This is a genomic window from Dactylosporangium darangshiense, assembly GCF_039537565.1.
GTDB lineage: Bacteria > Actinomycetota > Actinomycetes > Mycobacteriales > Micromonosporaceae > Dactylosporangium > Dactylosporangium darangshiense.
Map to the genome: position 1 here is coordinate 1 of NZ_BAABAT010000042.1, position 21,716 is coordinate 21,716.

Annotated in this window: 21 protein-coding genes; 12 read left to right on the forward strand and 9 right to left on the reverse strand. The window is 70.7% G+C overall.

The genetic code is table 11. From position 1 onward, the window contains the following. The coding region (locus ABD901_RS45025) for a TCP-1/cpn60 chaperonin family protein (protein WP_345137596.1) at nt 1-592 on the reverse strand (592 nt) is incomplete at its 3' end. A gap of 536 nt (nt 593-1,128) precedes the next feature. Here ABD901_RS45025 and ABD901_RS45030 point away from each other — a divergent pair. Next, the gene (locus tag ABD901_RS45030; protein ID WP_345137599.1) at nt 1,129-1,389 is read left to right on the forward strand and encodes a hypothetical protein; all 261 of its coding nucleotides are present in this window, start codon (nt 1,129-1,131) and stop codon (nt 1,387-1,389) included. Between the two features lie 455 nt (nt 1,390-1,844). On the opposite strand, the gene ABD901_RS45035 is transcribed toward ABD901_RS45030, so the two are convergent. Together ABD901_RS45035 and ABD901_RS45040 are read right to left on the reverse strand one after the other, a co-directional pair. Further along, complete coding sequence (locus ABD901_RS45035; RefSeq protein WP_345137601.1) at nt 1,845-2,675, reverse strand: serine/threonine-protein kinase; 831 nt, start codon at nt 2,673-2,675, stop codon at nt 1,845-1,847. Between the two features lie 510 nt (nt 2,676-3,185). After that, nucleotides 3,186-3,635: an anti-sigma factor antagonist gene (locus ABD901_RS45040; RefSeq protein WP_345137604.1), complete on the reverse strand. Its 450-nt coding sequence runs from the start codon at nt 3,633-3,635 to the stop codon at nt 3,186-3,188. A 462-nt stretch (nt 3,636-4,097) separates the two neighbouring features. Between ABD901_RS45040 and ABD901_RS45045 the strand changes: the two genes are divergently transcribed. Further along, nucleotides 4,098-4,421, forward strand: coding sequence for a GlsB/YeaQ/YmgE family stress response membrane protein (locus ABD901_RS45045; protein ID WP_345137606.1), 324 nt, complete (start codon nt 4,098-4,100; stop codon nt 4,419-4,421). A gap of 256 nt (nt 4,422-4,677) precedes the next feature. Here the strand turns inward: ABD901_RS45045 and ABD901_RS45050 are convergent, their stop codons facing one another. Beyond that, nucleotides 4,678-5,301: an adenylate kinase gene (locus tag ABD901_RS45050; RefSeq protein WP_345137608.1), complete on the reverse strand. Its 624-nt coding sequence runs from the start codon at nt 5,299-5,301 to the stop codon at nt 4,678-4,680. A 192-nt stretch (nt 5,302-5,493) separates the two neighbouring features. On the opposite strand from ABD901_RS45050, the gene ABD901_RS45055 reads away from it, so the two are divergent. The 3 genes from ABD901_RS45055 to ABD901_RS45065 all read left to right on the forward strand — a co-directional run bounded on the left by ABD901_RS45055 (nt 5,494) and on the right by ABD901_RS45065 (nt 9,339). Then, nucleotides 5,494-5,991: an alpha/beta hydrolase gene (locus ABD901_RS45055; protein WP_345137610.1), complete on the forward strand. Its 498-nt coding sequence runs from the start codon at nt 5,494-5,496 to the stop codon at nt 5,989-5,991. 52 nt (nt 5,992-6,043) lie between these two features. Next, entirely contained in the window at nt 6,044-8,824 is a 2,781-nt protein-coding gene (locus ABD901_RS45060) for a helix-turn-helix transcriptional regulator (protein ID WP_345137612.1), read from the forward strand. An 80-nt stretch (nt 8,825-8,904) separates the two neighbouring features. Further along, on the forward strand, nt 8,905-9,339 hold the full coding sequence (locus ABD901_RS45065) for a DUF1003 domain-containing protein (RefSeq protein ID WP_345137614.1): 435 nt from the start codon (nt 8,905-8,907) through the stop codon (nt 9,337-9,339). Nucleotides 9,340-9,402: 63 nt separating this feature from the next. On the opposite strand, the gene ABD901_RS45070 is transcribed toward ABD901_RS45065, so the two are convergent. Continuing rightward, on the reverse strand, nt 9,403-10,758 hold the full coding sequence (locus tag ABD901_RS45070; protein WP_345137616.1) for an aminotransferase-like domain-containing protein: 1,356 nt from the start codon (nt 10,756-10,758) through the stop codon (nt 9,403-9,405). Between the two features lie 60 nt (nt 10,759-10,818). Here ABD901_RS45070 and ABD901_RS45075 point away from each other — a divergent pair, with 60 nt between their 5' ends. Continuing rightward, complete coding sequence (locus ABD901_RS45075; RefSeq protein ID WP_345137618.1) at nt 10,819-12,189, forward strand: pyridoxal phosphate-dependent decarboxylase family protein; 1,371 nt, start codon at nt 10,819-10,821, stop codon at nt 12,187-12,189. Continuing rightward, nucleotides 12,186-13,073: a TIGR03620 family F420-dependent LLM class oxidoreductase gene (locus ABD901_RS45080; RefSeq protein ID WP_345137620.1), complete on the forward strand. Its 888-nt coding sequence runs from the start codon at nt 12,186-12,188 to the stop codon at nt 13,071-13,073. Before ABD901_RS45075 ends, ABD901_RS45080 begins: the two co-directional genes overlap by 4 nt. Nucleotides 13,074-13,104: 31 nt before the next feature. On the opposite strand, the gene ABD901_RS45085 is transcribed toward ABD901_RS45080, so the two are convergent. From ABD901_RS45085 to ABD901_RS45095, 3 genes are all read right to left on the reverse strand, one after another. Beyond that, on the reverse strand, nt 13,105-13,770 hold the full coding sequence (locus ABD901_RS45085) for a DUF998 domain-containing protein (RefSeq protein WP_345137622.1): 666 nt from the start codon (nt 13,768-13,770) through the stop codon (nt 13,105-13,107). Between the two features lie 37 nt (nt 13,771-13,807). After that, a complete protein-coding gene (locus ABD901_RS45090) occupies nt 13,808-14,122 on the reverse strand; it encodes an alpha/beta fold hydrolase (protein ID WP_345137624.1) in 315 nt (104 codons plus the stop codon). 207 nt (nt 14,123-14,329) lie between these two features. Then, a complete protein-coding gene (locus tag ABD901_RS45095) occupies nt 14,330-14,887 on the reverse strand; it encodes a dihydrofolate reductase family protein (RefSeq protein WP_345137626.1) in 558 nt (185 codons plus the stop codon). A gap of 199 nt (nt 14,888-15,086) precedes the next feature. Between ABD901_RS45095 and ABD901_RS45100 the strand changes: the two genes are divergently transcribed. The 5 genes from ABD901_RS45100 to ABD901_RS45120 all read left to right on the forward strand — a co-directional run bounded on the left by ABD901_RS45100 (nt 15,087) and on the right by ABD901_RS45120 (nt 20,857). Next, on the forward strand, nt 15,087-15,467 hold the full coding sequence (locus ABD901_RS45100) for a YciI family protein (protein ID WP_345137628.1): 381 nt from the start codon (nt 15,087-15,089) through the stop codon (nt 15,465-15,467). A 68-nt stretch (nt 15,468-15,535) separates the two neighbouring features. Then, on the forward strand, nt 15,536-16,813 hold the full coding sequence (locus ABD901_RS45105; protein ID WP_345137630.1) for an RNA polymerase sigma factor: 1,278 nt from the start codon (nt 15,536-15,538) through the stop codon (nt 16,811-16,813). Between the two features lie 86 nt (nt 16,814-16,899). Beyond that, the gene (locus ABD901_RS45110) at nt 16,900-18,795 is read left to right on the forward strand and encodes a sensor histidine kinase (protein ID WP_345137632.1); all 1,896 of its coding nucleotides are present in this window, start codon (nt 16,900-16,902) and stop codon (nt 18,793-18,795) included. 114 nt (nt 18,796-18,909) lie between these two features. Beyond that, the gene (locus ABD901_RS45115; protein WP_345137634.1) at nt 18,910-20,001 is read left to right on the forward strand and encodes a hypothetical protein; all 1,092 of its coding nucleotides are present in this window, start codon (nt 18,910-18,912) and stop codon (nt 19,999-20,001) included. Nucleotides 20,002-20,083: 82 nt separating this feature from the next. After that, nucleotides 20,084-20,857, forward strand: a complete 774-nt coding sequence (locus ABD901_RS45120) for a phosphotransferase (RefSeq protein WP_345137636.1) — start codon at nt 20,084-20,086, stop codon at nt 20,855-20,857. Between the two features lie 15 nt (nt 20,858-20,872). Here the strand turns inward: ABD901_RS45120 and ABD901_RS45125 are convergent, their stop codons facing one another. Beyond that, the gene (locus ABD901_RS45125) at nt 20,873-21,586 is read right to left on the reverse strand and encodes a class I SAM-dependent methyltransferase (protein WP_345137638.1); all 714 of its coding nucleotides are present in this window, start codon (nt 21,584-21,586) and stop codon (nt 20,873-20,875) included. Between the last annotated feature and the right edge of the window lie 130 nt (nt 21,587-21,716).

Here is a 21,716-nt window from a genome sequence, read left to right on the forward strand (position 1 = left end):
TGTAGCCCTTGTCGAAGCGCATGCCCTCGGTGAGCTCGAGCTCGAGGCCGAAGGTGTTGCTCTCCTCGACGGTGATGACGCCTTCCTTGCCGACCTTGTCCATGGCCTCGGCGATGATCTCGCCGACGATCGAGTCACCGGCGGAGATCGAGGCCGTGGAAGCGATCTGCTCCCTGGTCTCCACATTCCTGGCAAGCGACGCCAGCTGCTCGATCACCGAGGCCACCGCCGCATCGATGCCGCGCTTCAGCGCCATCGGGTTGGCACCCGCAGCCACGTTGCGCAGACCCTCGCGCACAAGCGCCTGAGCGAGGACGGTCGCCGTCGTCGTGCCGTCGCCGGCGACTTGGTCGGTCTTCTTCGCGACCTCCTTGACCAGCTCGGCGCCGATCTTCTCGTAGGGGTCGTCGAGCTCGATCTCGTTGGCGATGCTCACACCATCGTTGGTAATGGTCGGCGCGCCCCACTTCGTGTCCAGCACGACGTTGCGGCCTCGCGGGCCAAGCGTCACCCGAACCGTGTCCGCAAGGAGGTTCAAACCGCGCTCCATGCCGCGCCGGGCGTCCTCCCCGAAGGCGATCAATTTGGCCATCTGCGTGGTCCTTCATCGTGGACCGACCTGCGATGACCGATGCGCATCCCATTTCGGCTGGCACTCGCACAGCATGAGTGCTAACTCCGGTTTAGCACTCTCCCTGTCTGAGTGCAAGGAGGCGGCGTAGGACGGAGTCTGCACCTAAGATCTCTGGCGACCGGGTCTCGTCGCCGCCGTGGCGACCCGCTGCGGGCCGGTCCACCGGCAGACGCTCGACCAGTACTACTAGATCATCGACGTCCAGGATTCCGTGAGCGGGGTCCGCGGCGGCGACCACGGGTCCCCTGTGTCGATGGCGCAGATGTGCCGGGCGGCGACCGGAAGGCGACACCGCGTGCGGCCAGGTCGACTCGTAATGCCGTGTGGCACGCAGGCGCGTACGGTGATGTGTGTCGCTCCGGCCCCCGGTGGCTCGCCGTCGCCCATCGTCGATGCGCTCCCGATCTTCGGGGGCGCCCCTGGGCCGGATTGCCAGCCATTCTCGCTGGAAGCTCCGTCCGGACCCGGACACGCGCCCCCGTCTGGAGCCAACAATGATTGCCGTGATCATTCTCGCAGGTGCTGTCTACGTCACCCTCCTTGTCCGCTATCTCGCTCGTGAGCGTTTCCACGCGGCCGAAGACGGACGGAACAATGCCGGGCGGGTGGCCCCGGCCAATGCCAGGCAAGGCCGCCCAGCCTCGGCGACAACGCCATGCTGTACTGATCAGGGACTCGCCGACACGGATGAACCGGCGTGGACCGCGCTGGACGACCTCCAACTGAACCGACTCCTCAAGGAGTCATCGTCCTGAACGGCCCGGGCTTCGTCGGCAAGGCCGTAGTGGGACGGCGCGGCGTCCGTCCGGACGTTGCCACAACACGTTCCGCTGTGCCCAACGCGGACCGGACACGTGCCGACGAACCGTCGTTCGCAACGTCGCGAGTACGTGCGGTCGCCGGTAGGAGATGCCGGCGTCCCGTACGGCGGCGACGCAACTGACCGAACAGTCAGCTCCAAAGTGGACGGACAGCGGCGGAGTGGTGTCGGTCGTCCCGCGCGGATCGACCGGGACGGCGGACGCGGTGAGTCCAGTGGTGTCGCCCGGGCGACCTGCCGCGCACCGTCACCCTGCTCGAACCGCCACGGTTCGCGGGCGTCAGGCATTGAGCTCGTTCACTGGTTGGCTGAGGGTTCAGCCGCGTTGCCGGGTCGTGGCGGATGACCACGACGGGTGTTGGCGCTGGTTCACCGGCGACAGCCCTGCTGTCAGCCGGACCGTCGCCGTGAGCGCCGCAGCGTTCGGGGTAGTGCGCCGTGGTGTGGTCGTGGCTTGGTTCTTGGCGGCTGCACCGGTCGGGGGTGTCCGTCACCGTGCGCCCGGCAGATCATGGTCAGTTCATGTGCAGTGGGCCGGTCCCGCGGGTCGCGCGCCAACGTCGCGCGGATCACCTCATCCAGGCCTGGCGGCAGGCCGAACAGGTCCGGTTGCGCCGATCGGATCCGCAGGATCCATTCCTGTTCGCTCTGGCCGGCGAACGGGTGGACGCCGCTGGACAGTTGCGCGAGGAGGCAACCCCAGGCGAAGACGTCTACGGCCGGCGTCGCCGGCGTGATCCACAGCTGTTCCGGTGCGGCCCAGCCACGGCTGCAGTGCACGACGCCGCCCCCGTATCGCTCCCCGACGTACCGGGCGATACCGAAGTCGATGATCCGCACGTCGTGGCCCCGAACCAGCAGGTTCGACGGCTTCACGTCGCAGTGCACGACGCCTCGGGCGTGGACCGCTGCGAGTGTGTGCGCCATCGCCGATCCGAACCTCCACAACTGCCCGGTCGGCGTCGGTCGGCCGGCCAATGTGGTGGCGCACCGGTAGCCGGGAAGGTAGGCGGTCACCAGGTACGCGCCGGCCGCCGACACGCCGTGGCCGAGCGTCGGTGCGGTGCAGGCCGCGCCGACCATGGACGCCAGCCGGAATTCGCGTCGGCATGCCTCGCGCGCTCCGGCGCCGGCGCGCAGGAGCTTCAGGGCGACGGGACGGCCGGTGGGCGCCACGGCCAGGAAGACGTCGGCCATCCCGCCGGATCCGAGCCGGGACACCAACCGGTATCCGTCGACGCTGACCGGGTCGGTCCCGCGAAGCGGCCGGGTGTTGTCTATACGTTCCCGGTCCGGCGACGCTGAACCACTTGAACCAGGTGGACGATGCCCACCGTGACTGACGTCCGGTCTCGTTGGCTCGGCGGCGTGGGTGATGGTCGTGATGATCGTCGCTGGCGCGGCGAGAACGGTCATGCTGATCGCACGTCCTTTGTGGACACGCCGCGGGTGTGCCGGCCGGTGCGGCGCCTCTGTTGGAGCGCCGGGAGTCGCTGGTCGTTGACCGCGGGGTCCGGGCGGAGAGGAAGTACCAGCGCGAACGCTGACGGCGGGTCCGCGTGTGAGCGCCGACCCCGCGACCGACAATACGCTGTTGGAGGGAAGTCAGCAGCGCTCGCCGTCGGGGTGCGAAAAAGGTTCATCAAGGATCTCGCCCTGACCCCCACCGGCCAGACAAAGCCACGGGGATGGCCTGGTGTGTCCACCTCCCACGGTCGCGGGCAGCTTTGGTCAGGCGGCGACCAGCAGCTCGAGTGACGGCGTCGCGGCCGCGGTGGTGGGTCCGATCCGGGACGGATCTTCGGATCTGGTCGGCGCGAGCGGCGGCTCGTCGAACGGGGCGGCAGGGACGCAGAGCAGCCGGATCATTTCCAGAACCCGACGGACTATGGGTTGCGGGTTGACGACCCGCAGCTGGCATCCCGTCTGGGCTGCGGCCGCGCGCACGGCGACGAGCACGCCGAGTCCGATGCAGTCCATGAAGGTGACCCCTGCAAGGTCAACATCGAGGAGTTCGGGAGCCTGCGCGTGCAACGCGCTGAGCAGCTCTTCATGCAGCACGTGCGCGGTTGCCAGGTCGATCTCTCCGATCGCGGCGACCCGGACCGTGACCGGCGACGAGCAGTTCGTGTCGATGCGGAGCTGCGCCGTCGGGGTCAACGGCGAAAATGAGGTGGACATGGTTCCTCCAGCCCAAACTACTTCCAGGAATTGCTTGGTGGGCGGGCAGGGGCTGGGCCCAGGGCCGGGAAGGCAACAACCCAACGTCGTGGGCGTTGCAGGCTCGACAAGGTGCGCACGTGGGTACGGGAACCTACGAGCACACTACTCGCCAGACGTTTCCATTGGGAGCCCTCGCGGTTCTCGATGACAGCGGCGCACCGGACCCACCGCGACCGGACCCTGCTTCACCAGGTGGGCCCTACGGTGCGGGTTCGTGTCCGGCACGGTTGTCCTGGTGCCCTGCGGATTCCTACCCGGGGCACCGCCTCCCCCCACCCCAGGAAAGACTCGATGAAGCTGCCGGCCGGCGTACCGGCCAGGTTCGGAGACGCGAGAGACGTTTAGGGATCAGTCGATGGGGGCATCCGGCAGTGCGGGTCGCCCTGCTTGGGGTATCGACCCGCAAGCAAGGAGAGCGTCATGGGCGTTATCGCCTGGATCGTGCTCGGTGCCATCGCCGGCCTCATCGCCGAAAACCTCACCGGAAAGAAGACCGGCCTGCTACTGGCCACCGTCATCGGGATCGTCGGTGCCCTCCTGGGCGGCTTCCTGGCGAAAGAGCTCTTCGGGGTGCAGACGCTGGACACGTTCTTCAACCTGAGCACCTGGATCACCGCGATCATCGGGGCCGTGGTGTTGTTCCTGTTGTTCGGGGCGGTCAGGGGTCGCGGCGGACGGGCGCGGCGCGCCGGCAGTGGGCGGCGCAGCCGGCGCAGGGCAGGCTCTGGTCGCCGGAGCCGGTGACAGCATTTGCGGGCGGCCGGGGTGGTCTCGGGGCGTGCGACTGGGGTCCTTCGGACGCAGTGGCCCGGGCCCTCGGCGAACCGCCCGCCGCACGGACGGCCACGCTGCACCCGTCGCCTGGACCGCATCGACGGGCTGTCCTCGACCCGTACGTGCCGGGCCGCACCTGCCGCCGCGGTCATGCCGGCGTCACTGCTACCTCCGCCGAAACTCGGTGGCTGAGCGAGCCCGGCACGCGTGGGTCTCCGTGATCGTCCTACACGAGCGCGGGCAGCGGGATCTTCGGAGCGCGGTCGACCGGCGGGGTGGCCTCGACCACCTCCAGCAGCTCGAGCACGCGGGCGGTGACTGCGTCGACCGGGGCCATCCCGTCGACGCAGAGCAGGATGCGCCGCTCCGCGTACCAGTCCAGGACGGGCCGCGTCACCTCGTGGTAGAGCGCCAGGCGCCGCCGGATCACGGACTCGGTGTCGTCGGTGCGGTGCTCGGCGGCGGACCGGGAGAGCATGCGGCGTACTGCCTCCTCGTCGTCGATCTCCAGGTGCAGCGCGACGTCGGCGGTCATCTCCAGCTCCGCCGCCACCTGGTACACCGACCCGGCCTGCGCCGGCGTGCGCGGGTAGCCGTCGAGCACATAGCCGACGCCTGCGGCCTTCGCCTCGGTGAGCGCCCGCCGGACCATTCGCAGCACGATCCGGTCGGGCACCAGCGTCCCGCGGTCCATGTAGCCGCGGACGGTGCGGCCCAGCCGCGTGTCGCGTTCGACGTGGCTGCGCAGCAGGCTGCCGGTGGCGATGTGCGGGATGCCGAAGTGGGTGGCGATCCGGGAGGCCTGGGTTCCCTTCCCGGCTCCGGGTGCCGCGATCATCACCATCCGCATGATCGGTCTCCTGTCTCTGGTGCGCACCGTTGCGGTGCTTCTGCATGAATCCTGCTGCGGCCGGCGGTTCGGCGCATGGGTCAGATGACCCGCCCGGAGCGGGCTCGGGTCATCTGACCCATGCAACGCAGCCCCGGGGCCGCGGACGATGCGATGTGTCCGCTCGTGTACCGACACCCATCTGGAGTGCTGATGACTGCCGCGCTGCTGGACTTCGTGGACCTCACCGTCCCCGGCGGCCCCGTCGGTGAGACGTGGCTGCGCCTGTTCCGGCCGGTCGACGCCGCTGAGCCGCTGCCCGTCGTGCTGTACGTCCACGACGGCGAGCAGCGGTCCGGCGACGCGCGCGTCCGCCGCCTGGCCACCAGGCTGATGACCGACCTCCGCGTGGCCGTGGTCGTCGTCGACTACAGCCTGTCCCCGAAAGCTCGCTACCCCGTCGCGATCGAGGAGACGTACGCGGCGGCGGCCTGGGTGGCCCTTCACGGCGGCGAGCACCTCCTTGACGGCACCCGGATCGCCGTTGCCGCAGACCCGGGCGCCGCGGAGCTTGCCGCCCAGCTGATGGCCACGGCCGGCAACCGCGGCGGGCCCGCCCTGGCCGCGCACGTGCCCGTCGGTCCGCGGATGAGAACGAGGCTCGGCGCGGCGCTCGGCCGCGCGTGGCCGGTGCCGAAGCGGTCCGGGTAGCCTGTTCTGGGCAAAGGCCGCAATTCGCGGTTACCTCCCAGAACGGGCAGCGATGGGTCAACGACGGATATCGGATCTCGTAGGGCGGAGCGCCGAGCTGCAGCTGATCGACTCGCTGCTCGACCGGCTCGGCGGCGCCGGCGTGCTGCTACGTGGCGAGCCGGGGGTGGGCAGGACCGCGCTGCTGGACGCCGCCGCGGCGCGGGCCGCGGATCGCGGGCTCCGGGTGCTGCGCGCCTCCGGCGCGCCGTTCGAGACCGGGATCGGCTTCTCCGCGCTGCACCAGCTGCTCGACCCGCTCCGCGAGCAGGTCGATCGGCTCGCCGGCGAGCACCGGGATGCGCTCGACGAGGTCCTGCAACTCACGCCGCTGCCGTCGGACAACCCGCCGCTGATCACCGCCGTGCTGGCCCTGCTGCGCGCGGCCGCCGCCGACCGCCCACTGCTGGTCATCGCCGACGACCTGCAGTGGTTCGACCGCGCCAGCGCGACCGTCCTGGGGTTCGCCGCGCGGCGTGTCGGCGGCGAGCCGCTGGCGTTCCTGGCCGCCGAGCGCACCCTGGCCGGCAGCTTCCTGGAGGGCGTCCGGGACGACGTCCGGCTGGCCGAACGGGAGATCGAGCCGCTGGCCCCGGAGCCGGCGGCCACGCTGCTCGACGCCCGGCACCCGGACGTGACCCCGCCGGTCCGGCGCCGGCTGCTCGCCGAGGCGGCCGGCAACCCGCTGGCGCTGGTGGAACTGCCGGCCGGGCTGAGCGACCGGCAACGCCGAGGGCAGGACCCCCTGCCCGAGTTCCTGCCCCTGACCGGGCGGCTCGAAGCCGCCCTCGCCGCCGAGCTGCCCGACCGGACCGCACCCACCCGGCAGGAACTGCTGCTGGCCGCGCTGGATCCCGCGGCCGGCCTGCCCGCGATCCGGGCGGACCTCGGCGCCCCGCCGCTGGCCGGCCTCGTCCGGATCGGCCGGGCCGGCCGCCCCGAGTTCCGGCATCCGCTGATCCGCTCGGCAATCGTGCGCGCGGCCACACCGGAAGAACGCCGCTCGGCGCACCTGGCGCTGGCCGAGGCCCTGACCGGTGAGCCGGCCCGGCACGCGTGGCACCTGGCCGAGGCCGCCACCGGACCCGACGAGGCGGTGGCCCAGGCGCTGGAAACGGCGGCCCTGTCGATCTCGTGCGGCGGGCGCACGGCCGCCGCGGTGGACCCGCTCGTGCGGGCCGGCGAGCTCAGCCCAAATCCCGCCGACCGGTCCCGCAGGCTGATCGAGGCGGCCTACATCGCCAGCGCGACCGGCCCGCTGGACCGCGTGACGCGGTTGCTCGCCGACGCCCGGCGCGCGGACGACGCCCGGCAGGCGTCGGGGACCCCGACCAGCTTGGTCTTCGCCTCCGCCACCGCCGCGTACCTCATGTACGGCCAGGGCCAGGTCGATGCCGCACACCGGCTGCTGGCCGGGGCGCTCGCGGACTCCGACACCTCCCACGCCAACTGCGACTGGACCGAGGACGTCCTCTACTCGCTGCTGAACGCCTCCATCTTCGGCGGCCGGCAGGAACTGTGGCGGCTCCTGGGGGACGCGCTGGCCCGGTTCGACCCGGACGGCAGGACGGCCGTGCGGCTGTGCTACGACGCGCTCGTCGACACGGGGCCGGCGCCGCGCCGGGTGCGGGAGGGCCTCCTCAGCGCCCTCGACACGCTCCCGGCCGACGCGCCGCCGTGGCGGCTCATCCCGCTGGCCTTTGCGGCGATGGGGACCGACACGCTGGGCGAGTACCGGCATCTGTGCCGGAGCATGATCGACCGCGAGCTCGACTGCGGCGCCGTCGGCGCGGCCATCACCGGGTTGCTGGTGCTCAGCGGCGACTCCTATCACAGCGGGCAGTGGGACGAGGCCGAGGAGCTGGCCCGGCAGGGTCTGGACCTCGCGGCCGCCCTCGGCTACCAGCTGCTGGAGTGCCATCTGCGGGTCCACCTGGCCTTCGTCGCCGCCACCCGCGGCCAGGCGGAGGTGGCCCGGGCCCTCAGCGACGAGGTCAGCCGCTGGGCCGCGCCGCGCGGCCTGGGAAACACACAGGCGTTCGCCTGGTACGCGCGCGCCCTGACGGCGCTCGGGCAGGGCGACTACGAGGAGGCCTACCTGCAGGCGACGCGGCTCAACCGGGACGGCGCGTTCGCTCCCAGCATGATCAGCTCGTGGACCGTCATGGACTTCGTCGAGGCGGCCGTGCGCACGGGCCGCATCGAGGAGGCGAGGGCCCACGTCGCCGCCGCCCAGCGGGCCGGCACCGCCGACATGTCGCCGCGCCGCGCCATGAGCTCCCTCGGCGCGGCCGCGTTGGCTGCACCGGACGACCGGGCCGGCCCGCTGTTCGAGGCCGCCCTGTCCATGCCCGACGCCGATCGGTGGCCGTTCGAGCAGGCCCGGATCCAGCTCGCCTACGGGCAGTGGCTGCGCCGCACCCGCGACACCGCCCGCGCCCGCCTGCACCTGCGCGCGGCCCTGGAGACACTCGACCGGCTGGGTGCCCGGCCCTGGGCGGTGCGGGCCCACAACGAGCTGCGGGCCGCCGGGGTGGCCGAGGCCGTCTCGCCCGACAGCCGGGCGGTCGCGCTGACCACGCAGGAGCGGCGCATCGCCACCCTGGCCGCCGGCGGCCTGACCAACAAGCAGATCGGCCAGAAGCTGTATCTGTCCCACCGTACGGTCAGCGGTCACCTGCACCGGATCTTCCCGAAGCTGGGCATCACGTCGCGTGCCGCCCTGCGCGACGCGCTGGGGGCGGAGGCATCGCCCGAACCGGACGCCGCCACCGACCAGCGCCGGATCGCGTAGCCAAGGCTCAGCGGGGGCGTACCGCGACGCCCTCACCTTGTAGGATGCGCGTCACCGACAGCCGTCCTCCGGAGTGAGTTGTGGCCGACCAAATCCCCAGCCCCCGCCATCCGGTCAACGTCGCGCACGAGGCGAAGGCGGCCGCGAGCCTCCAGCTGCGCGTCGCCGACGCGGTGACCGCCTTCGCAGGCTCCATGCCGTTCGTGTACGTCCACGCCGTGCTCTTCGCCGTCTGGATGCTGTGGCTGGAGCGCAGCCCCTGGCCGACGCTCACGCTCGTGGTGTCCCTCGAGGCGATCTTCCTCTCCACGTTCGTGATGATCGGCCAGAACCGCCAGGCGGCGTTCCAGCAGGCGAAGGCCGATCACGACTTCAACGAGCAGGAGCTGGAGCTCAAGACCAACACCGAGCTGACCCGCCAGATCCACGTCCTGACCACCGAGCTGCACCGCCGCCTGCTCGCCGAGTCGCCGCCGGACGGCGGCGAGGCGGCCGCGACGGCTGCCCGGTCTTGATACACGATGCGGGAGGTGGGCCGGGCGTCGGTTGGTGACGACCTTGACGTCTGACGGGCTCGCTCAGATGGGCGGGCTCACCAACAGATCGACGGCTCGGGTGAGAATCTCCGGACTGGCTGTGAAGGGCACCCGCAGGTAGTTCGTCAGCGTACGGTCGGCGGAGAACTGCGGCCCCGGAGTCAGCGCGAGCCCGCGACGCCTCGCCCGCGCAGCCACGGCGACGGCGGTGGTGTTGTGCAACTGCAGCCAGACGGTCAGCCCGCCCGACGGCACGGTGTAGGTCCAGCCGCCATGGTCTCCGAGCAGACCTACCAGGTGATCTCGCTGGTGACGCAGCTGGGCTCGTCGCTCGGACACGAGCCCGTCCAGGTCCCCGAGCAGGTCGTGTGCGATCAGCTGCTCCAAAGGCGGCGGTGACAGCCGTGCCTGGAGGGGATGGAGCAGTAGCTCGCGGACCAGGGCGGCGGATGCTCGGATCCAGCCGACCCGCAAGCCGCTCCAGATCACCTTGCTGGTCGAACCGATGGTGATCACCCGCGGTCCGGCGAGATGCGGGATGTCCACCGGCGGTGTTCGGAGGTCGAGATCGCGCATGGTCTCGTCCACCACGACGGTCACGTCGTGGCGGTCCGCGCACGCGCTGACCTGCCGGCGTACGTCGTCCGGCATCAGCGCGCCCGTGGGGTTGTGGAAATCGGGCGTCAGGTACGCAAGGCTCGCCCGGCTCGATCCGATGAGCTCTGGCGCCTGCCCCCAGCTCCCTTCACTGACGGGGATCGAGATCAGGCGAGTACCGCGCCGGCGCAGGACGGTCAGTGCCCCGGGATAGGTCGGGCTTTCCACGAGGATCGGACGGCGCCGGTCGCACAGGTGATCGGCCAGCAGGGTCAGCGCCGCGGTGGCTCCTGACGTGATCAGGATCTGGCCCGGATGGGTGGCAAGGCCTTGCCGGGTGTAGCGCTCCGCCAGGAGCTCACGCAGCTGAGGCAGGCCGGCGTTCGCCGTACCGGCGTCGAGGAGCAGGGTCGCGCAACGGTCGACGGCTCGCCGTGCCGCCGCCAGGTAGGCCCGGTGCGGTGCGGCGGTCACGGCCTGGGTCAGGTCGAGTTCGACCTCGCCGCCGCCGTGGTCCAGTGACCATGGAGCGGTGCGGGTGGTGAGGCGCGGCGGCAGGCGTACGACGCTGCCGCTGCCGTGCCGGGTCCTGATCCAGCCGGCGTCGCGCAGCAGTGCGAGCGCGGCGACGATCGTGCCCCGGCTGACGTCCATGTCCCGGGCCAGCGCGCGCTCGGACGGCAACGGACTGCCGACCGGGATCTGGCCGTCCAGCACGGCATGCTGGACCGCCGCCGCGAGGGACTGCGCCAGCGAACCGCCGGCCGATCGCCATGCACCGAGGCGGGACGCAACGTTCATGGTCCAATTCTGCACAAGTGGATCGGGACTTCGGCCCGCCGCCCGCATAGTGTGCGCGGCATGTATCGGCACCTCGCAGACGATCTAGCCGCGTTTCCGGACCTTCTGGAGTCGACCAGACGCTTCGCCGAGCAGGTCCTCGCCGGCCTCGACAACCGGCCGGTGGCCCGGCAGGCTGCCGTGGTCCCCCCGGATCCACTGCCGCGCGCCGGCATCGGCCTGCACGGCGCTCTCGACCGTTTCGCCGACCGCTGGGAACCGGGCTTCTCGGGAAGCGCGGGCCCGCGGTACCTCGGATTCGTCACCGGTGGCGCTACCCCGGCCGCGCTCGCCGGTGACTGGCTGACCAGCACGTTCGACCAGAATGCGGCGTCCGCCGGCGATTCCTGCGCCGCCGACCTCGAACGGGAGACCGTCGGCTGGTTGCGGCAGGCGTTCGGCCTGACCGACGAGCACACCGGGGCGTTCGTCACGGGCGCCACGATGTCCAACTTCGTCGGTCTGGCGATCGCCCGGGAGTGGCTCGGCCGGCGCCGAGGCGTCTCGGTGGCCCAGGCCGGTGTCCAGGCCCTCGGGGACATCCATCTGTTCTCCGGTACACCCCATTCCAGCATCGTCAAATCGCTGTCCATGCTGGGGATCGGGCGGGACCGGCTCCAGCTGGTGCCCGTGCAGGCCGGCCGGGAAGCAGTCGACGTCGGGCGTCTCGCCGAGGCGCTCGACGCGCTCGACGGGCGCTCGGCGATCGTGATCGCCAACGCGGGCACGGTCAATACCGTGGACTTCGACGACCTGCGGGCGATTGCGTCACTCAAGGAGCGGTACCCGTTCTGGCTGCACGTGGATGCCGCCTTCGGCGGCTTCGCCGCGCTGTCTGCGCACCACGCCGGCCTCCTCGACGGGCTTGCCGAGGCCGACTCGATCTGCGTCGATCTGCACAAGTGGTTGAACGTCCCGTACGACGCCGCGGTCCAGTTCACCCGCCACCGAGATCTGCAAGTCGCAGTCTTCGCCAACTCGGCCGCGTATCTCGGCGCACCCACCGACAACCCGGACTACCTGCACCTGACGCCGGAGAACTCGCGGCGGCTTCGAGCCCTGGCGGCGTGGTTCACCCTCACGGCGTACGGCCTCGACGGGCACCGCGAGATGGTCGAACGCAACATCGCGTCGGCCCGCCGGCTCGGCGAACGCCTGCCGACGATTCCTGGCGTGCGGCTGTTGGCTCCGGTCCGGCTCAACGTGGTCTGCTTCGCGGTACCCGGAAACGTGGCCGACGCCGTCCGCGCCATCGCCGAGACCGGCGAGGTGTTCGCCACCCCGACCGTGTACGACAACACGCCCGCCCTGCGCCTTGCCTTCAGTAACTGGCGGACGAGCGAGACCGACGAGGACCGCATCTTCGCGGCGCTGCACAAGGCGCTGACATGACGATCGACCTGGGGCGGGTTGGCCTCTGGGTACCACTGCGGCTCTGGATCCGGCAGGGTGCACGCCTGCCGGAGACCGCCGCCGAAGTTGACGAGCTCGGATTCGGCGCGATCTGGCTCGGCAACGGCCCAACGATCATGGAGGTCGGGGGAGCATTGCTGGCCGCGACGCGGCGGATCGCCGTGGCCACCGGGATCGTGAATATCTGGACGCACCCTTCGGCGGCGGCAGTCGCACGAGAATATCGGCGGCTCGCCACCGCACACCCCGATCGGCTGCTGCTGGGCCTCGGCAACGGGCCCCGCGAAGCCGGCCAGTGGCGGCTCTCACCGTACGATCGGATGGCCGCGTACCTCGACGAGCTGGACGCGTCGGGCGAGCCGGCCGGTGACAGGGTGCTCGCCGCGGTCGGGCCGAGAATGCTCGCCCTGGCCGCGGCGCGCTCCGCCGGCGCCCATCCATTTCTGACCACGCCGGAGCACACCCAGCAAGCGCGGGCCGTCCTCGGCGCCGGGCCGCTGCTGGCACCCGAACTGAAGGTTGTCCTTGCGGCTGATCCGGCCGGCGCACGGGCGACCGCCCGCCAAGCGCTCCGGTTCTATCTCGACAAGCGCGGATACTCGACCAACCTGCGCAGGATGGGCTTCACCGAGGAAGACCTCACCGGCGGCGGCAGCGATCGCCTGGTCGACGCGGTCGTCGCTCGAGGTGATGTCGGCGATGTACTGCGCCGCATCGACGAATTCCATCAAGCCGGCGCCGACCACGTCGCCCTGCAGGTGCTCACCGAGGACACCGACTCCCCGGACCCGGATCGGCAGCGGCTGCCGCTTGAGCAGTACCGCCGCCTCGCGGTGGCGCTCTACGGCGGCGGGGACGCGTGAGCGCGGCGGTGATCTGCCTTCATCCTGCTCCTCACCGACCAGTTCCCGTCCGCCTCTGCGAGCGCAGGTGCTGGAAGGTTGCGGCCATGAAGAGCCACGTCGAGGACAGCACGACGTAGAGCAGGACGGTCCCGAACGGCTGCATCAGGCACGCCGCGGTGACCAGGAGCGCCACGGCGGCCAGGATGCTCAGTCGCGCCCAGCCGCGGTCGCCGGCGGCCTTGTGGACGCTGCCGAGCAGGATCAGCAGGACGAGCCAGGAGAACATCGACAGGCCGAACCCGACGCCGTGCAGGTTGCCGTGCGTGCTCACCGCCTCCGGCATGCCGGCCGTGGCGCCTTCGGGGAACCCGTTGGACGGGTCGAGGGTGAAGACGCCGGCGATGATCTGGCCGAGCCCGTCGAGGGCCAGCAGGATCGCGGTGACGGTTCCCAGCCGGCCGCCGACGACCTGGCGCAGACCGGTCGCGGCGATGATGTTCAGCAGGCCCATGACGATGAAGTTGGTCTGCTGGATCGGGCCGGTGTCGCCGATGCTGAGGTAGCTGAAGGCGTGCTTGGTCAGGTCCAGGCCGGGGTTGAACGGCATCTGGAGGTAACTGACCACCAGGAAGAGGATCGGGGAGACGATGCCCGCGAGCAGCCGTCTGGAGACGGTGTTGCGTCGGGCCGGGCGCAGGGCTGTCACGGTGGACATCTGGGTGCCTTTCGGGAGCGAGTCGGGCAGGGTCGGGTCAGTCGGGGCGGCTGGCGAGCTCGGTGGCGAACCTGCGGATCGCCTGCTCCAGGGCGGGCATGGAGACGTTGTGGCCCTGCCCGGCCAAGGTGGCCCGCTGCGCGGCGGGCAGGCGGTCGGCGAGTTGGTCGGCCGCCAGGCTGGTCGCCTTCGGGCTCCTGCTGCCATCGAGGACGAGGGTGGGGACCTCGATCTGCGCCCAGGGGTGGCGGCCCAGCGGCCTGCCCGCGATGGTGTCGCCCATGACGGCGACATCGGCCGGCAGCGTGTGGGCCGTCGCCTTGAGGTTCTTCCAGAACGGCACGAGCCTCATCAGGGTCACGATCGGCGGGGGAGCGCCCATGCGATCGGCGGTAGCTGAAGGCGCCGCCCACGAGGATGAGCGGCGGCCCGGAGCCGATGGAGTCGACGGCGATCGTGGTGCCGTCCAGGGATCTGAGCAGAGTAGTGGCGAAGTCGGTACCGGTGGCGCTCATGGATGTCCCCTTGCTGATGTACATCGGGTGTTGCCCGCGCGTGGTCATGCCGCGTTGTCGATCGCGGCCGGTGTGTAGACCTGGTAGGTCACGCCGTTGTCGAAGGACTCCTGGGACTGCAGGGACAGTCCGACCGGGGCTGTGCCGGCCTCGAAGAGATGCTTGCCGGCGCCGAGGACGATCGGGTGGACCAGCAGGTGCAACGCGTCGATGAGGCCCGCCTGCAGCAGGTGGCGGGTCAGGGTGCCGCTGCCGTTGATGGCGATGTTGCCGCCTTCGGAGTTCTTCAGGGCGGCGACGTGGGCGACGACGTCGCCCGACAGGACGCTGGCAGGGCCCCAGCCCAGGTCGGTGAGGGTGTCGCTGGCGACGTACTTGTGGGTGCCGTTGATGAAGTCGGCCAGCGGGTAGCCGCGCTGCGTGGGCCAGAACGCGTTCCACTCCTCGTAGGTGTGCCGGCCCATCAGGAGGGCGTCGACGTCCCTGGTCGCGTGGCTGACCACTCGCGCCACGTCGTCGTTGGCGTAGGGGAAGTGCCACTCCTGCGGGGCGTCGACGACACCGTCGACGGAGATGAAGAAGCTGGCGGTGATGATGCGCATGAAGGGCTCCTGGTGGATCGTGACGTGGTGGGCGGCCCACATTTACGTCGATCGGGCCACGGTCGTTTTCGACATCGCCGGCGCCCGAGTCTTTGCGTCGCCGGCCGGGAACGTCTTGCCGTCCGTGTCGAAAACCGGCCTCCTCGAACGACGTCCAGTGAGGACGTCGAGGCACAGGATTCATCGAGGAGAGCCACTGATGCGCTTCCTGATCATGAGCAAGTCGAACGACTACTTCGAGGCCGGCGGCCTGCCCAGCCCTGCACTGATGCAGCGGATGGGCGAGTTCATGCGGGAGTGCGCGGCGGCCGGCGTGCTGCTCCAGGCCGACGGCCTGCTACCCAGCTCCTACGGCGCCCGGATCGTGGCCCACGACGGACGGATCAGCATCACCGACGGGCCCTTCGCCGAGGCCAAGGAGATCGTGGGTGGGTTCGCGTTCATCGAGGCGCGAAGCCTCGCCGAGGCCAGGGAGTGGGGCCGCAGGTTCGCCATCGCCCACGACGGCGAGTGCGACGTTGAGATCCGGCAGGTGACCGGCCCCAGAGGACCCGGGGACGCGACGGGAGGCCCGAACTGAACGAGTCGAACTCCGGGCGCGGTCCGGCGGACAGCCGGGGCCGGCAGGCAGGGCCCGTCGACCACGCGATGGTCGAGAACCAGTGGCGCATCGAGTTCCCTCGGCTGGTCGCGGCTGCGCACGCCATCCTGCGAGATCCGAGCGTGGCCGAGCAGGTGGCGCAGGACGCGTTCGTGGCGGCCATGGAGCAGTGGCCGTCCGAGGGGGTTCCCGACAGGCCAGGGGCCTGGCTGATGACGGTGACCCGCCGCATGGCGGTCAGTCAGATACGACGCAGCGTCGATCTCGACTCGAAGTACGAGCGCATTGCCGAGGAGGCGGCGACGAGGGAGGACATTGCGATGGAGGACCTCGCAGACGGCCACATCGACGACGACATCCTGCGGCTGATCTTCGTGTGCTGCCACCCGTCGCTGGGGCGCGACGCACGGGTCGCGTTGACGCTGCGGCTGCTCGGCGGGCTGACCACCCCGGAGATCGCCCGCGCCCAACTGGTGCCGTCGGCCACTGCCGGCCAGCGGATCGCCCGAGCAAAACGCACCATCAGGGATGCCGGGCTCGCCTTCGAGAACCCGGCCGGCACCGAGCAGATCGATCGACTGCCCGCGGTGCTGGAGGTCATCTACCTGATCTTCAACGAGGGGTACGCCGGCACCTCCGGCGACGGCTGGACCCGGCCCGACCTGGCAGGCGAGGCGATGCGGCTCGGCCGCATGCTGGTCCACCTGCTGCCGACGGCCGCCGAGGCGCACGGCCTGCTCGCCCTGATGGAACTCAACGCCTCCCGGTTCCGCGCCCGAAACGGCGCAGACGGCCCCGTCCTGCTGCAGGACCAGGACCGGATGCTGTGGGATCGCCTGCTCATCCGTCGCGGCCTCGACGCGCTCGCCACCGCGACTCGCTTCGGCGGCGGCCCCTACACCCACCAGGCCGCCATCGCCGCATGCCACGCCCGTGCCCTGACCTTCGAGGCGACCGACTGGCCGCGGATCGCGCAGCTCTACGACTCCTACCTGCGGCGGCACCCCAGTCCGGTGGCGGAACTGAGCCGCGGCATCGCCCACTGGAAGGCCTACGGGACCGCCGCGGCGCGCGAGATCATCGTCCCGCTGCTGGCCGATGTGCGACTGGCGAACTACCCATACCTGCCCGTGGCTCTGGCCGATATCGAAACCGCCGACGGCAACACCGAGGCGGCCGCCGCCTTCCTTCGTCGAGCGATCGCGATGACCCGTAGCGGGGCGGACAAGACGATCGTGACCAGGAAACTCCAGGCACTCGAGCCGACCGCGCCGGCGCAGGACGGCCCGTCCAGCAGTACCCAGGAAAATGATCGACACCGATGACCGAATGATTCCGATGGTCGCGCCACCAGCCCGAGCAGGAGAATGGAAACTTGTCGCCCACGTCTCCTGGGAGAATGGGGCCGGTCATGCAGGTACGCCAGGCGGCTTGGCTGCTGCGGGCGAACCCCCCGCCGCTTGCGCTGGGGATCGCAGCCGGTGCGCTGTTCGTCGTGGTCGAGACGCTGCTGGTCCACCTGCTCGCACGCATCGCGTCGCCGGATGCCCTGGTGGTGATCTTTGTCCTCGGTGTGCTGGTGGTCTCCTGGATCTGGGGCCTGTGGCTCGCGGTGGCGGTGACCGTGGCGAGCGCGGCCACCTACAACATCCTGTACGTCCCGGCCGTTCGCCACCTCGACATCACGCAGGCACGAGACTGGGTGGAGCTTGCGGTGTTTCTCGTGGTGTCGGTGCTGGCCGGCTCGATGGCCCGGCAGGCCCGCGCCCGAGCGGTCGGGCTGGCCGAACGCCGCCAGGAGGCCGATCTCCACGCCGACCTGGCGCACCTCATGCTGGGCGCGGAGGACCTGCGTTCGGTACTGCCAGAGGCGTCGCGCCGCCTGGCGGCGACACTGCACCTGCCGTACGCGGCGATCGAGCTCGGCAGCGTCCCGGGTGACGCGCCCCGGCTGGCGCTCCCGCTGCGGTACGGTCCCCACACCGGCAACCTCGTGCTTCCCGCCGACCTGCCGGAGCCGATCCAACGGCGGCTGCGTGAAAGGGTGATGCCGGGGCTGGCGCGGCTGCTCGCGGTCGCGATCGACCGTGAGGAGATCGGCACCTCCCTGCGGGTGAGCCAGGACGAGCTGCGCGCGCTCGCCACCGAGCAGGCGAGCCTGCGGCGCGTCGCGGTCCTCGTCGCGCACGGTGAGCCGCCGGCCGATGTCGTTGCCGCCGTCACCGCCGAGACGGCGTCGCTGCTGGAAGCGGACGCCACGATGCTGATGCGCGAGGAGAATCCTGGCACCGTCACCGTTGTCGCCGAGCACGGCAAGCCTGGCGTCGAGCCGTCGCTGGGCCGGCGGATCGGCGTCGCAGGCGGCGTCACGGAACTGGTACTGCACTCCTCCCGGCCGGCCCGCGTGGACACCTACGACGGCCGTCGCGGCGCACTCGCCGACCTGGCGCGAGCGAGTGGGTACCGCTCGTCGGTCGCCGCGCCGATCACGGTGAGCGGCCACGTGTGGGGCGCGCTCGTGGTGCTCTGGTCGCGGCCCGAGCCACCGCCACCCGGCGCCGAGCAGCGGCTGGCGCAGTTCACTGAGCTCCTGGCCACCGCGGTTGCGAACACCGAGAGCCGGCGGCAGCTCAACGCGTCGCGTGCCCGGATCGTCGTCGCCGCCGACGAGGCCCGCCGCAGCATCGAACGCGACCTGCACGACGGCGTCCAGCAGCGCCTGGTGGCGCTCGGCCTGCAACTTCGCGCGGCGGAGGCGTCGGTGCCCGCTGATGACGGCGAGCTCAGGGCCCAGCTGTCCCGGACGAGCGAGGGCCTCGCGAACGTCTTCGACGACCTGCAGGAGATCTCCCGGGGCCTCCACCCGTCCATCCTCTCCCAGGGCGGCCTCATGGCGGCGCTGAAGACGCTCGCCCGCCGAAGTCCCGTCCCGGTCACCGTCAGCCCGGGTCCCAAACGCCGGATGCCCGACTGCGTCGAGGTCGCTGCGTACTACGTCGTCTCCGAGGCGCTCACGAATGCCGCCAAGCATGCAGAGGCCTCCGCGGTCGACGTCGAGGTGGACATCACCGTCGACGATGCGTCCGGGCACGAGAACCTCGCGATCGCCGTTCGCGACGACGGTGTCGGGGGAGCCGACCCAGCCCTCGGCTCCGGGCTGGTGGGCCTCACCGACCGGGTGGAGGCGCTCGGCGGGCACCTGCGCTTCTCGAGTCCGGCGGGCCGCGGGACGTCGCTGTCCGTCACACTGCCGATCGACATCGACTGCCAGCGGCTGCACGCCGCCTCGCAGATGTCCGCTGAGTGAACGGCGTGATGGCACACCGAACAGTGCCCGAATGCGCGCTGCACACAGGTAAACCGCCTCGGAAAGCCACCTCGATCGCATGGATCGCTGCTTCGATCGCGAAATGATGGATGCATGCGACTGGTGGTCGGACTTCTCGGCGCGGTGTTGCTGGTCGCCACGGTGGTGAACGCTGGTCGCGGCCTGGTCGCTCCGCGTACCAAGGCCTCCTGGTTGCCGACGGTGTTGTGGTTGTTCTGGCGGAGCGTCCTGCGTCGGCGGCCGGGGGCCCGCCACCGGTACACCACCCTCGACCGGACCTTGGAATGGCTGGCTCCGCTGACACTGGTGTCGCAGCTGCTCGCGTGGCTGTTTTCGTTGTTCGTGGCGTATGCGGCGCTGGCGTACGGCGTCACCCCGGGCCTGCGCTGGCCGGCGGCGCTGCGGCAGGCCGGGTCGAGCCTGTTCTCGCTCGGCTTCGCGGTCCCCAGAGGACCGGAGACGACGGTGATCGACATACTGGCCGCGGCCTCGGGCCCGCTCCTGATTGCGTTGCAGATCGCGTATCTGCCCGCGATGTACGGGGCGTACAACCGGCGGGAGACTCAGGTGACCCTGCTGCGGGCGCTCGCCGGCGAGCCGTCCTGGGGGCCGGAGTTGCTGGCCCGCCAGCACCTGATCGCCGCGCAGTCACAGTTCCCCTGGGTCTACGAGAACTGGGCACGGCTGGCTGCCGACGTCGGCGAAACCCACGCCAACTACCCGATCCTGTTGTCGTTCCGGTCGCCGCAGCCGTACCGCAGCTGGGTCGTGTCGCTGCTGGCGGTCATGGATGCCGCGGCGATGCAGCTGGCCTGCGCGCCGCGCAGCGCGCCGTCGGAGGCCAGGCTCGTGCTGCGCGCCGGTTTCCTGGCGCTTCGCGACATCGCCGACGCCAGGAGCATTCCCTACGACCCGGATCCGATCCCGGACGAGGCGATCGCGCTCACCTTCGCCGAGTTCCGCGACGGCGTGGCGTGGGCCTGCGCCGCCGGGTTCACCCCCGAACGACCCGCGGAGGATGCGTGGCCGCATTTTCGGGGCTGGAGGGTCAACTACGAGGCACTTGCCTACACGATCGCCGCCCGGGTCGACGCTGTTCCCGCGCCGTGGAGCGGCCCTCGGGACTGGCCGGCTGATCCGATCTACCCCCAGCGGCCGCAGCATCGGGAGCCAGGTCCGGAATAGGTGCGCTCACCCGCCATGGTGGTAGCCGATGGCTCGAGAAATTCGGTGTCGCTGCCCGGTCAAAGGCTGGTACACACGGCAGATGCGCGAAGTGGCCCTGCCGGGAGGCAACACCACCGGTGCCGTGCTGATCGATGGTGTCGTCCACAAGCGGGCCTCGCCGTGGACGGCGACGGTGCACGCGCTGTTGCGGCATCTCGAGGATGCCGGCTTCGATGCCGCTCCCCGCGCGCTCGGCTTCGACGACCAGGGCCGCGAGATGCTCACCTATCTGCCGGGGGAAACGATCGGAGACCGGGATCCCTGGCCCGACTGGGCGGCGGCGGACTCGATGCTGGCCCAGGTCGGCCGGTGGCTGCGACGGGTCCACGACCTGACGGCCGACTTCACGCCGCCGCAGGACGAGCGTTGGTTCATCGGTGGCACGATGGGTCCCGGGTTGGTCGTCGGGCACCAGGACGCGTCTCCCTTCAACGCCGTGGTGGACGGTGACCGGCTGATCGGTTTCTGCGACTGGGACATCGCCGGTCCGTCGTCACCGGACTGGGATCTGGCGTTCTCCGCGCTGACCTGGGTGCCGCTCGCGTCGCCGCGCGACGGCGTGCCGTTGAGCGACGACGACCTGCGGGAGCGGTCCCGCCGCCTGCACCTTCTGCTCGACGCGTACGGCTACGACGGCGACCGAGGTGTGTTCGGTGCTGTGGTGCCGCAGCGGGCCCGGCGGCAGGCCGGCGTGATCCGCCGCATGGCCGACGCCGGGGATGCGGCGTCGATCGCGCTGCTACCCGTCGCCGAGCTGCTCGAACGGTCCGCGATCGACGTCCGGGCCCTCCCGGACGCCTTCTGGGTGCATTGACCTTCGGTCAGGTGCTCAGACGCGTGGCGCGAGGTCGTACACGTAATACCCGCGGCCCGGATAGGCGTACGGCGAGTCGTCGCGTTGCTCGTCCACCACGCGGAAGTGCTGTCCGAGCGCGGCGTCGAGCTGTGCCTTGCGGCTCAACCAGTATGGCCGGCCGTACGGCAGCGTCACCTCGCGGAGCCTGGTGAGCAGCAGGCTGGTGTGGTTGTCCGGGTGAACGAAGCGGTCACCGTCCCAGTAGCGGTCCATGGCTTCGCCGAGCGCCGCGTACGACAGGAAGCCGCTGGCCGGATCCCAGTGTCGCAGGCCAGCCACACTGCGCAGCTCACAGACGTCCTCAGCGGTGGGATCGGCCAGCCGCGAGTAGTGGTCGAGCAACGTGTCCAGATCCTCGAAGACACTGTACTCGTCGACACAGTCCATTCTGGACACCCAGCGTCCGCCCGGTTTGAGGATCGACCGCACGCGTGACATCAGGTCCCGCTGGTTGTCGGGATCGAGGTTGCCGAGCACGAGATCGCTGACCACCAGGTCGAAGTATCGGGTCGGCAGCGGCGCCGTCAGCCAGTCGCCGCGGATCCACACCTCGTTCAGCGACTCGGCCTCGATGAGCGTTGTCATGGCCTGCATCATGGGCAGCACGCGGTCGAGCACCGTCACCCGGAGCCGGGACATTCCGGCGAGCATCGTGCGCAGTTCCGGTGTCGAGCCGAGCACCAGCACCTCGGCCTGGTCGCGATCCTCGTCGAGTCGTATCCGCGACCGGATCCGCGCGACGTCGTCGGCCGACGGTCTGGCCGGTGGCGCGTACTTCGTCCACCGCGGAACGATGTCTTCCCACGCAACGGGTGCG

What these genes read in the sequence shown, in the direction of transcription:
- ABD901_RS45045 (WP_345137606.1), top strand. Translation starts at nt 4,098, where the DNA reads ATGGGCGTTATCGCCTGGATCGTGCTCGGTGCCATCGCCGGCCTCATC.
- ABD901_RS45100 (WP_345137628.1), top strand. Translation starts at nt 15,087, where the DNA reads ATGCGCTTCCTGATCATGAGCAAGTCGAACGACTACTTCGAGGCCGGC.
- ABD901_RS45090 (WP_345137624.1), bottom strand. Translation starts at nt 14,122, where the DNA reads ATGAGGCTCGTGCCGTTCTGGAAGAACCTCAAGGCGACGGCCCACACG.
- ABD901_RS45040 (WP_345137604.1), bottom strand. Translation starts at nt 3,635, where the DNA reads ATGTCCACCTCATTTTCGCCGTTGACCCCGACGGCGCAGCTCCGCATC.
- ABD901_RS45080 (WP_345137620.1), top strand. Translation starts at nt 12,186, where the DNA reads ATGACGATCGACCTGGGGCGGGTTGGCCTCTGGGTACCACTGCGGCTC.
- ABD901_RS45055 (WP_345137610.1), top strand. Translation starts at nt 5,494, where the DNA reads ATGACTGCCGCGCTGCTGGACTTCGTGGACCTCACCGTCCCCGGCGGC.
- ABD901_RS45050 (WP_345137608.1), bottom strand. Translation starts at nt 5,301, where the DNA reads ATGCGGATGGTGATGATCGCGGCACCCGGAGCCGGGAAGGGAACCCAG.
- ABD901_RS45075 (WP_345137618.1), top strand. Translation starts at nt 10,819, where the DNA reads ATGTATCGGCACCTCGCAGACGATCTAGCCGCGTTTCCGGACCTTCTG.
- ABD901_RS45120 (WP_345137636.1), top strand. Translation starts at nt 20,084, where the DNA reads ATGCGCGAAGTGGCCCTGCCGGGAGGCAACACCACCGGTGCCGTGCTG.
- ABD901_RS45105 (WP_345137630.1), top strand. Translation starts at nt 15,536, where the DNA reads ATGGTCGAGAACCAGTGGCGCATCGAGTTCCCTCGGCTGGTCGCGGCT.
- ABD901_RS45115 (WP_345137634.1), top strand. Translation starts at nt 18,910, where the DNA reads ATGCGACTGGTGGTCGGACTTCTCGGCGCGGTGTTGCTGGTCGCCACG.
- ABD901_RS45110 (WP_345137632.1), top strand. Translation starts at nt 16,900, where the DNA reads ATGCAGGTACGCCAGGCGGCTTGGCTGCTGCGGGCGAACCCCCCGCCG.
- ABD901_RS45085 (WP_345137622.1), bottom strand. Translation starts at nt 13,770, where the DNA reads ATGTCCACCGTGACAGCCCTGCGCCCGGCCCGACGCAACACCGTCTCC.
- ABD901_RS45070 (WP_345137616.1), bottom strand. Translation starts at nt 10,758, where the DNA reads ATGAACGTTGCGTCCCGCCTCGGTGCATGGCGATCGGCCGGCGGTTCG.
- ABD901_RS45095 (WP_345137626.1), bottom strand. Translation starts at nt 14,887, where the DNA reads ATGCGCATCATCACCGCCAGCTTCTTCATCTCCGTCGACGGTGTCGTC.
- ABD901_RS45030 (WP_345137599.1), top strand. Translation starts at nt 1,129, where the DNA reads ATGATTGCCGTGATCATTCTCGCAGGTGCTGTCTACGTCACCCTCCTT.
- ABD901_RS45060 (WP_345137612.1), top strand. Translation starts at nt 6,044, where the DNA reads ATGGGTCAACGACGGATATCGGATCTCGTAGGGCGGAGCGCCGAGCTG.